The sequence below is a fragment of the Paenibacillus sp. P4_A7 genome (assembly GCF_056402455.1).
The window spans coordinates 1-9,501 of record NZ_JBFUHJ010000193.1 but is presented as its reverse complement, the minus strand read 5'-3'; the positions used below and the strand labels follow the sequence as shown (position 1 = coordinate 9,501).

7 protein-coding genes are annotated in these 9,501 nt (G+C 42.7%); 3 read left to right on the top strand and 4 right to left on the bottom strand.

Annotated features, from left to right (window positions below; translation table 11 throughout):
• Positions 1-182 precede the first annotated feature (182 nt).
• Complete coding sequence (locus AC1DWN_RS20135; protein WP_477560690.1) at positions 183-1,256, bottom strand: glycosyltransferase; 1,074 nt, start codon at positions 1,254-1,256, stop codon at positions 183-185.
• Positions 1,257-1,398: 142 nt separating this feature from the next.
• Between AC1DWN_RS20135 and AC1DWN_RS20130 the strand changes: the two genes are divergently transcribed.
• Together AC1DWN_RS20130 and AC1DWN_RS20125 are read left to right on the top strand one after the other, a co-directional pair.
• Positions 1,399-1,722, top strand: coding sequence for an MGMT family protein (locus tag AC1DWN_RS20130; protein WP_477560689.1), 324 nt, complete (start codon positions 1,399-1,401; stop codon positions 1,720-1,722).
• Positions 1,723-1,808: 86 nt separating this feature from the next.
• Entirely contained in the window at positions 1,809-2,270 is a 462-nt protein-coding gene (locus tag AC1DWN_RS20125) for a hypothetical protein (protein WP_477560688.1), read from the top strand.
• 51 nt (positions 2,271-2,321) lie between these two features.
• On the opposite strand, the gene AC1DWN_RS20120 is transcribed toward AC1DWN_RS20125, so the two are convergent.
• The 3 genes from AC1DWN_RS20120 to AC1DWN_RS20110 form a co-directional block, all read right to left on the bottom strand.
• Complete coding sequence (locus AC1DWN_RS20120; RefSeq protein WP_477560687.1) at positions 2,322-3,731, bottom strand: YheC/YheD family endospore coat-associated protein; 1,410 nt, start codon at positions 3,729-3,731, stop codon at positions 2,322-2,324.
• Positions 3,728-5,131 (bottom strand): YheC/YheD family endospore coat-associated protein, encoded by a 1,404-nt coding sequence (locus AC1DWN_RS20115; RefSeq protein WP_477560686.1) that lies wholly within the window; start codon positions 5,129-5,131, stop codon positions 3,728-3,730. Before AC1DWN_RS20115 ends, AC1DWN_RS20120 begins: the two co-directional genes overlap by 4 nt.
• Before the next feature lie 380 nt (positions 5,132-5,511).
• Positions 5,512-7,746, bottom strand: coding sequence for a GDYXXLXY domain-containing protein (locus AC1DWN_RS20110; protein ID WP_477560685.1), 2,235 nt, complete (start codon positions 7,744-7,746; stop codon positions 5,512-5,514).
• Positions 7,747-8,033: 287 nt separating this feature from the next.
• On the opposite strand from AC1DWN_RS20110, the gene AC1DWN_RS20105 reads away from it, so the two are divergent.
• On the top strand, positions 8,034-9,485 hold the full coding sequence (locus AC1DWN_RS20105; RefSeq protein ID WP_477560684.1) for a DEAD/DEAH box helicase: 1,452 nt from the start codon (positions 8,034-8,036) through the stop codon (positions 9,483-9,485).
• Positions 9,486-9,501: the final 16 nt, after the last annotated feature.

The window sequence follows — 9,501 nt, the reverse complement described above, 5'->3', positions numbered from 1 at the left end:
GGTTTGGCGCATATTATAGTGCTGGCGGACGCGTTATCAGCGGGAATCATTAAACAGTTTCCCGGGAAATTTAAATGACACTGAGAGATAAATAAATTAGACCAGCATGAAACCAAGAGAGCCCTGCTATGAGGGCTCTTTTGCATTTGAATCATCACTCCAAAAATGGTAGTATAGGCTATTCAAGAATGATCCAATTTCTTATCTTTACCCATCCTTTTGTAGCCAGAAGTGAGCAATTGTTCGACAAAGCTAGGGAGGCCAAATTCTMTTTGAAAAAGAAGGCTGGTCCAATGGAATTTAAGTGCCAGGTAGTACAGATACTCTTTAACGGTATCACATTGGTATAACCACCCAATCTCTCTTATGCTGTCAGTAAACATGGCTTCTTTTAAAAGATTAGCCAGCGCCGATTTTTGAACAGGGATAGGGCTGTTATGAAGGTTCTTAAGAAGCAAGCTCAGGATAGATTTAAGATAATAGTAGGCTAGATCCTGGCGATATCTTTTATTTTGAAGCAAATCGAATTTTTCGGAGGTTCGTTTTCTTAACTCATATTGCATACTTAGACTCTGTTCAAGCTTTGGTTTATGGAGGGCATTCATCGCGCTATTCGGATTATTAATCGTATATTTATATAAAGGATCTGGTATGGCATATACCCGTTCTGACGCTAGTATTGCCTCTAAATTAAAAAGCGTATCTTCTCCAAAATGAATGTCTTCATTAAAGGAAATGGCATGCTCCTTAATAAAGCTTAAACGAAATAGATTTCTCCAAACAAAGCATAAATCAAGCTTAGTATTGACGTTGGGGGAGCTTAGAATCAGTTCCTTGCCCTTCATCACCGTATGCAGTTTGTAACAAGGAGAGACTTCTTCTTGGGATGGAGACTTGTTGAACCCGCTTATGATGACGTCACAGTTATTGTTGGCAGCGGTATGATACAAGGTAGTGAAAAAGGTTGTTTTAATCGTATCATCAGGATCAACGAATGAGATATATTGCCCAGAAGCTGCTTCAATGCCCGCATTTCGAGCACTGCTTGTACCGGAATTTACTTTGTGAATGACCTTGATGCGTTTATCCTTAAGAGCATATTCGTCGCATATCTGACCACAACTGTCTGGGGATCCATCATTAACAAGAATGAGTTCGAATGCGCTAAAGGGTTGATTTAAAATACTCTCCAGACATCTATGCAACCATTTCTCTACCTTATATATGGGAACAATTATACTAATTGCATAGGTCATACTGGTCACCCCCAAAATAGTATGATGCATGGCTCTAACAATGAATTGTTCTGTATAAATAATACCACAACCGTTATAAAGAACAATCTATTCATTTAACAGAATTACAAAATGGATTTGATTAGATGAATGGAGGATAGCGATGCAGCCATTTACAATGCGGGTAATCGAGATTATAAAAAACATACCCGAAGGGAATGTCATGACCTATGGGCAAGTTGCTGGTCAAGCAGGGAGCCCAAGAGGAGCACGACAGGTTGTACGTATTTTGCATTCTTTAAGTCATATTCACAAGCTTCCTTGGCATCGGGTCGTTAATGCGAAAGGGGAAATTGCGCTGCAGGAAGATGAAGCGCGATTTATGCAAAAACTCTATTTAAGCGATGAAGGTGTAGAAGTGAGTGACGCTGGACGCATTGATCTGTTGAAGTATCAGCTCCGTCATTTTGAGGATGAATTGTTATAAATCTTTCATAAAGCTGCAAAGTAGACTAAGATCTCGTATCCTTAATAAGGAATACTTAATAGGAATACTATAAAGGGAGAGACAAAATGAATATGGAACCTACACAGAGCAATCTCCGCAATTTTACTGTATCTACTGAAATTTTTTATAAGCCAAGCCTGGATATATATTCGCAAATGATTTACATCGTATTAAGCGCGAGTACTACCGACTCGTCTTCGTTAACACTATCAGATGTGGCGAGGAAAGGACGGATGACTGAGAAACAAACCATTAAAGCAATGCAGATGCTAGTCGATGAGCAATTGATTCCACATAAATTATTCCGTCAATTGATAGGCGAATTCCAAGATGATCGCTTGTCATGGGCTGCGAAAGGGCTGCTCACCTATTGCAAGGAGAACCCAGAAATCGGTTTAACCGATTTACTATTGCTCTCGGATCAGTCAGGCGAAGATGAGGAAACCATTCGTAAAGCATTAAGAGAGCTGGACAGAAACGGTTATTTAGAGCCGTTTCCTGAATTAAGCAAGTTAGTGAGCGAATAACAACTCATGTAAAAAAGAACGGTTCGAGAGTTTTCTCGAACCGTTCTTTTGCTATCTAGCTTGAGATTGTTCTGGAGCCATTCCCTCAATCAGCTGGTGATTGTGATCGGGACGGAACTCGCTGAGGTATAAGCAATAGTCGTGTAAATGCTGCATGGTTACTTTTCCTTGCGAAGCTAACATGGGATGCTTATAGATGGAGCGGCCAGGCTTGGAGTTTGCTTCGAACATCCATATCTTAGAGTTTTTATCCATTCCGATATCCAATCCGAGCTCTCCTAACAAATAACCGGATTTACTCTGGATGGAGTYGGCCAATAATATGGCTGTTTCTTTCACTTGGGCTAGCATGCTATCTGCAGAGGAGCCGTATTGCTCGCGAAATACGCGTTCCGGCGTAAGCAATCGACCGCCAGTTCGTACATGTGTCGTGACGCTTCCTTTACCTGCTTTCTTAGCGCCAAAGCCGGCAACAATCCATTTATCTTCCTTGTTTTTGTTTAAATGGATTCGAAAATCAATAGGGCAACCGTCCATTTCAATGAGTGAAATGCCTTGTTGGGCGATGTAACGGACTAAGCCGCCGTTTTTCGAACGAAGGTACTGCATCAGTGACTCGAAGTCTCTGAAGTGAAGCAGAACGTTCTGCCCTCCTTGACGGAAACGAGCGTAATACCCGCGACTTGGATTAAAAGTGATTCGATATATGCCGATGCCTAAACTACCGCCGGTCGGCTTGAGATAAAGAAATGAATACTTTTTCAGCATGCTCTTAATTTGTACGGAGGAAGGGTCAGTGTAGGATTCTGGCACGTACTGGGCAACGTCTGTACCTTCGAGCAGCTTGTATATTTCCGATTTATCAAAGTAAGCCCAGTTAAACAATGGAATGTCCTTAMTTATAAAATTTTGCTTTAGAGCTTTTATAGCTGCCAGCTTCTCCGTTCTGCGGCTCGGAAGACGGTTATAGACTACGTCTGGCAGCGGAACTGTACGGCGAACCCAGCTCCCATCCTCTATAAGAAAGGAGCCGGATACGGTTTCCTGACTCCAGTTGACATCATGAGGTGAAAAGGCAAAGCATAACGATGCGCCTGCTCCTGTCTTGAGGAAGGATTGAACCAGCTCATGATGAGTACCAATTATGGCAGGACCTACGGGTCTAATTTCCGTTAAAATACCGATTAACGGGCCGATGTGAAGCTCATTTCCGCTATGGTATAATGTGAGGCTGCTGCCAAGCTGCGGAAAGTTTAGTTGGGATAGAAGGCTAGACGTGATATATAAATAAGGACCTGATTTTGAAAGCCACTTTACTTGGGTTAATATTTTTCTACTACCCAAGCATAGAGTGATCTTATTCGTATACTCTAGGTTTAGCGATCTGGCTAAGTCTTTTGTTAAATAAATGATCTTGCCTGGCTTTCGTGCTTCGTAAATAGTGGCTATTATCATGCTCATGATTTTCCTCCTAACCTCTTTATGTTAGAGAATCCCGTTGCAAACTGACAATATCGCACAATCTGCTTGACGGACGAACGAATCCTTGGGGTCGTCGTGAGAGGGGTATTCTCGCTTTTGGATGGTTTAGAGTTGACCTCGATTAGCCACACGCGATTTTTTTTATCCAATGCCAAATCAACGCCAAGCTCGGCAAAATGTCCGGGAATATGGGCTTCAATACCTTTCGCAATAGCGAGCGCGGCTTGCTTTAAACGCATGCGACTCCCCTTATCTGCAATAGATCGGGATTGTTGAAGCGCGTCTTTTACCGTGGTAAGACTGCCCCCTCTTGCCAAGTTGGACACAAAATGCCGGTTATTGGCGATACGAGCAACGACGGAAGTGACCGCCCATTGACCTTGCTCGCCGCGTTGCACCAGAACGCGAAAATCGACTGGCCGGTCATCGATAGTTATTAAGGAAAGTCCTTGCTGTACTTGATAAGTACTCGTTTTCATTCTACTGGAGAGGAAGGAAAATAATGCATCAAGACTTTTGTGAGTTTTTTTGCGGGAGCCGCTTGCATGAGTAAGATGACTGGCATAGTTGTAATTCGAGTCTCGTTGGACTCTAATGATGCCTTTTCCTAAACTTCCGTTAATTGGTTTCAGAAAAACGGTCGGATATTTGGTGGTCATTGATTTGAGCGTTTGAAAATTACGAAGAAGCATGGTTTCAGGCAGGTAATGCTGAATTCCCTGTTCTAAGTGAAGTGCTTTAAACACTTCGTTTTTATTGAGATACTTTTCGTTGAAGAAGGAGGTTGGGACCTGCTGCTGCTTTGCATGCTGTATGAATTTCTGCACTTTGGCTTGGTTTTCCATAGAGCGTGAGCGGACTTGATTATAGACAACATTTGGGAGGGGGAAGGTTCTCTTTGACCAACCTCCATTATAATGCCAGCCTTTTATCGTATCGGATGTACCGTTAATTTCAGAGGTACTGAAGAAAAATATGAAGGCCCCAATCATACGAGAGGCTTCGTTTAGTTCCAAAAAAAATGAAGTTGTCGATCCAAAAGGCCGATCGCTTGCGTTCGATTGCATTTTGCCGACCATGACACCAATGAGTGGACCGATCTGTAGGGTGTTGCTGCTTRCCTTATACTGCAAACACAGCTGCTCTCCTGAATGAATACCCATCGAGTCTGCTAGGCTGCTATTTATTAGAAGAACATCATTTTGAGCAATGTTAACAACCTTTACTTCCTGTTTAAATGATCCAAATTGCAGCTTCACGTTTTGATGGACCGTAATGTTCATTTTCTTCAGCCATTTCTCGTTCAACATCACGACATGCTGTTCGTCAGCAGAATGAACATTTTTCTGAACTTGGATCTTCACTTTCATTACCTTCATGGTATGCTTCCTTCCGGGCAACGACATACATAGCTCCTGATGAACCGTTCCAATCCATTGTATGAGGGTTAAAGGCCCTTGGTGAGGATTATCTTGCCCGGGTAAAACAGAAAAAACCGCATCAAGATGCGGTTTGAAGCCTATCTATGTGCGGGATTACAAACATTCGAGTAGCTACCAGCATGTAGCCAACCGAGCGACAAAGCAGCATATAGAAGCATGTAGCCTAACGAAAACTGGGCTTACAGCCGCCGAATTCRCCAGAAACGGGACTACGAACGAGCTGTAAGGCCGAAAATCGAGCTTAAAGCCCCTAAACTAACCAATCCCAGAGTCTGTAAGTGCCAAAACTGGGCTTAACCTCCCCAATGTTAGCTCTCCTACTTGTCGCTTAATCTCTCCAAAAGCGCATTGCCGTTGGTGCTGACACGGATGTAAGCGAAGCGAGCATTTTGCTCGGTTTCCCTGCCTGTGCCTTCAGGTACAAAGTAGGTTTCAATACCATAGTAGATGGAACGCCACCCGCTGCTTTTTCCCGTTATGATAACCTCCCCGTCAGCCAGAGCCTCACCCTTTTTATATACACGATCAAAGACAGATACGCCGTTTTCATCTTCAGTTAGTACAACCTTTATCTTACGTTGACTACTTTCAGACTTAAGCTCTGTTGCAATGGATTCCGGCGGAGTAGTAATACTGTAATTTAAAGTGACGTAGTCACCTTGCAATAATGATCTTGGATCTAGAGGCTCAATTTCAAGCTTAACTAAAGTGCCATTTTGTAGTAAATGCTCGCTTGCAGCGGTTTGATAGCCTAGGAAGCCCAGCTGTAATACTATGACAGCCACGATTAACCATGTTTTCCGACTCATATAACTGCTTTGCTCGTTTACATCATGAGGCAAATCCATTCGGCGCGCTGCAAGAGTGGTTACGACGAGGAAAATGACCCCGAGCAGGGCTAGCGTTAAAGATTTGTGAAGCAGTGTCCACAACAAATCATAATACTTGAATCCCAAAAATAAGAACCAGAAAATGAGACTGATCGTAGTTTCCCATGCCTGATTACGGCGAATGAATAGGAATACCAAGCTGGTTACCACCGCAAAGTTGAGCAGGTTAAACAGTTCATAGGAATAAGGAAATATATCACCAAGAAAGGTTAGCCAGAATAAGAATAGCAAGCCGAAAAACATGCCGCTCTCCTGCACATGCTTCTGCAGTTCGCCTTCAGGTAACACGAGGTGAGTGAAGTATACGAAAGCATTCCATATAACAAGCGCGAGAATGGTAAGGGACCAGACCTTATCAAACGATTCGAAAAGTTGAAAAAGTATGATCGCCAGATTCAAATTAATAAGCGCATAGGTAAATAAATGCTGCTTCCGTCCTTTTAGTCTAAACCAGCCGGCTACTGTAAGTATTAAGAATAGGGCAGATAAGAATGTCGTTTCTAACAACATAATTGCAATTATTCCAGCTGTATATCCGATCATAAGCACCGTATAACGAAAAACAGCATTTAAGTGCGACAGTAAAATCATAGGAATGACGAGCACCAAGGAGACTGCGAATAGTAAGTACTGAGGCTCAATATCCGTAGTAACCATAGATACAAGACCAATTAATGAAATACTACCGATAATGATACCAAGTACGGTAACAATAATGGATACGATTTTAGTTGCTATTGAATCATTTTGGGTGYTGGAATGAGCGGGCTTATGGCCTTCTTCATGATCTGAATTTGAAGCCTCTTTGCCTAGCTTGTTTAGATAACGGAAGAAATACACATTTCCCGTTAGCAGCAACGCAACAAATAGAATGCCTAATATGAAAAAAGTGATTGATCCGTGTCTGGAGACGAGCTCGATAAATTTGAATACGGCAAAAGCAGATGTTGCAAGCGCATGGAGCGTAAGCATAGTTTTATCAAGTCTGACACGTGAGAAATAATAAAACCCGATGCCAATAGCCATCAAGCACAAAATATTCATCCAAACACCATAGCGCTCGAACTCAAACGAATTCGTTAGTGTTAGCAGCGACACATGGAAAATAATAAAGCTTATTATCTTCAGCGGTACGGATAGAAGCTTATTTGTTACCGTCAAGATGAACAATACAAGGTTAATGAGAGCGAATAGTCCACCAATCATCATTAACTGTTCATCACTGTGAACAACGTATAGAGAGGAAGGGAAAAAGTAAAACCATAAAGAGAGATGGATCAATGCAAAGGCAAGTACATAGAACGGATTGTATCGAGTAATCCAAGCCAGCAGCAAGGCGGGTATAGACCAGACGGCAAACAACTCGAAGCTATCCGCATGTGCGTTATAGATTTGATACAGTAAAGCAACCGCTGCGCCAAACGATAGACATCCAGCAACGAGGAACAGGTTGGAAAGGAAATGATGATGACCAAGCAGCAGCTTGAATCTAGAGAATGTATAGGACACCCCGTAGAACAAGAAGACGAGTCCGGCAGAAGTTATGATTTTCTCTGTACGGTCCATTCCACCCCAGTTAGAAGCAAAGAAATAGACGATGGCCCCCAGCAGCAAGGACACACCCATTAGAAATCCGATGCGGATAACGTTTAGTCGGAGCATAACATTCACATGCCTTTCTTAGTGGTATGTTTTAATTATAATAACCATCCTTCGGTAGAACTAGTACTCACTTTTTATAGTACCCCGAACTAGATATCGACAATCTCTGCGCTAGAGGGCTTGCTTTCAACTATTCCACAAAACCGTAGCCTTGTAATATTTTGATGGGTGAACAACTCTTTTCATATAAAAATATAAACTTAGAGTATAATGGATAAAGTATACGATAGATGTACGGTGGAAGCCTGTATATAGGTAAACGAATATAGTGTAGATGAGGTTAATAGATGAGTGAGAAGAAATTTAAAGATTATCAAYTAAGTGAAGAGATCGTACGGGCGCTGGAAAGCCTGGGCTATGAGTCGCCAACTGAGGTTCAGACGGAAGTGATTCCTGTTGCGCTGGAGAAGAAGGATCTTGTCGTCAAATCGCAGACAGGCAGTGGTAAAACGGCCGCTTACGGTATTCCGCTTTGCGAGCTTGTAGATTGGAACGAAAATAAGCCGCAAGCGTTAATATTAACGCCAACTCGTGAACTCGCTGTTCAAGTCAACGAGGACATTACGAATATTGGACGTTTTAAGCGTATTAAATCGACAGCACTTTACGGGAAACATCCTTTTCATATACAGAAAGCCGAGTTAAGGCAAAGAACACATATGGTCGTAGGCACGCCTGGGCGTGTGCTGGACCATATTGAACGCGGAACGCTAGCGTTAGAGCGGATCGCTTATCTCGTCATTGACGAAGCGGACGAAATGCTGAATATGGGCTTTATTGAACAGGTACAGTCGATTATTCAGGCGCTGCCTAAGGACAGAGTGACCATGCTATTTTCCGCAACGTTCCCCGAGGATGTGGCCAAGCTGTCTCGCAAATATATGGACAATCCTGTGGAAGTTGAGATCAAAGCAAGCGGCATAACAACAGCTACGATTGATCACTCTCTTATTGAGGTGAAGGAAGCCGACAAAATAGCGCTGCTTCAAGATTTGTTGATTGTGGAGAGCCCAGATAGCTGTATTATTTTCTGCCGTACACAGGAGAATGTAGATAAATTGTTTAGGGAAATGGCTGATCTCGATTATCCATGTGATCGTATTCACGGCGGCATGGAGCAGGAAGAACGGTTTGAAGTAATGAATGCGTTCAGAAGAGGGCAATTCCGTTACTTGGTTGCGACAGATGTAGCTGCTAGGGGTATCGATATTACGAATATTACCCATGTCATTAACTACGATATTCCGCTTGAGAAGGAAAGTTATGTTCATCGTACGGGACGTACTGGACGCGCGGGCAAGACGGGTAAAGCGATTACCTTCGTCACTCCTAATGATGGCAGACGATTGGCTGATATAGAAGGTTATATAGGGTTTGCTATACCGAAAGTGAAAGCTCCTTCAGAAGAGGCGGTTGATAACCGCAGAGAAGGCTTCGAACAAAAAATGAATGTGGGGCCTGTCCTCAAAAAAGATAAGCGCGAGCAGTTAAACAAGCAGATTATGAAGCTTAACTTCAATGGCGGGAAGAAGAAGAAGCTAAGGGCAGTAGATTTTGTCGGTACGATTGCTAAGCTTGAGGGCGTAACAGCAGAGGATATCGGGATCATTACGATTCTCGATAATGTAACAGATGTTGAGATTTTGAATGGCAAAGGATCGCTAGTGCTTGAGATTATGAAAAACACGACGGTAAAAGGCAAGCTGCTAAAGGTTCGTAGAGGGAACAAAAGCAGCTAAATAGATCGCAATAAAT

Excerpts from the sequence above, each read along its gene's own strand:
- AC1DWN_RS20130 (WP_477560689.1), top strand. The coding sequence starts at position 1,399 with ATGCAGCCATTTACAATGCGGGTAATCGAGATTATAAAAAACATACCC.
- AC1DWN_RS20125 (WP_477560688.1), top strand. The coding sequence starts at position 1,809 with ATGAATATGGAACCTACACAGAGCAATCTCCGCAATTTTACTGTATCT.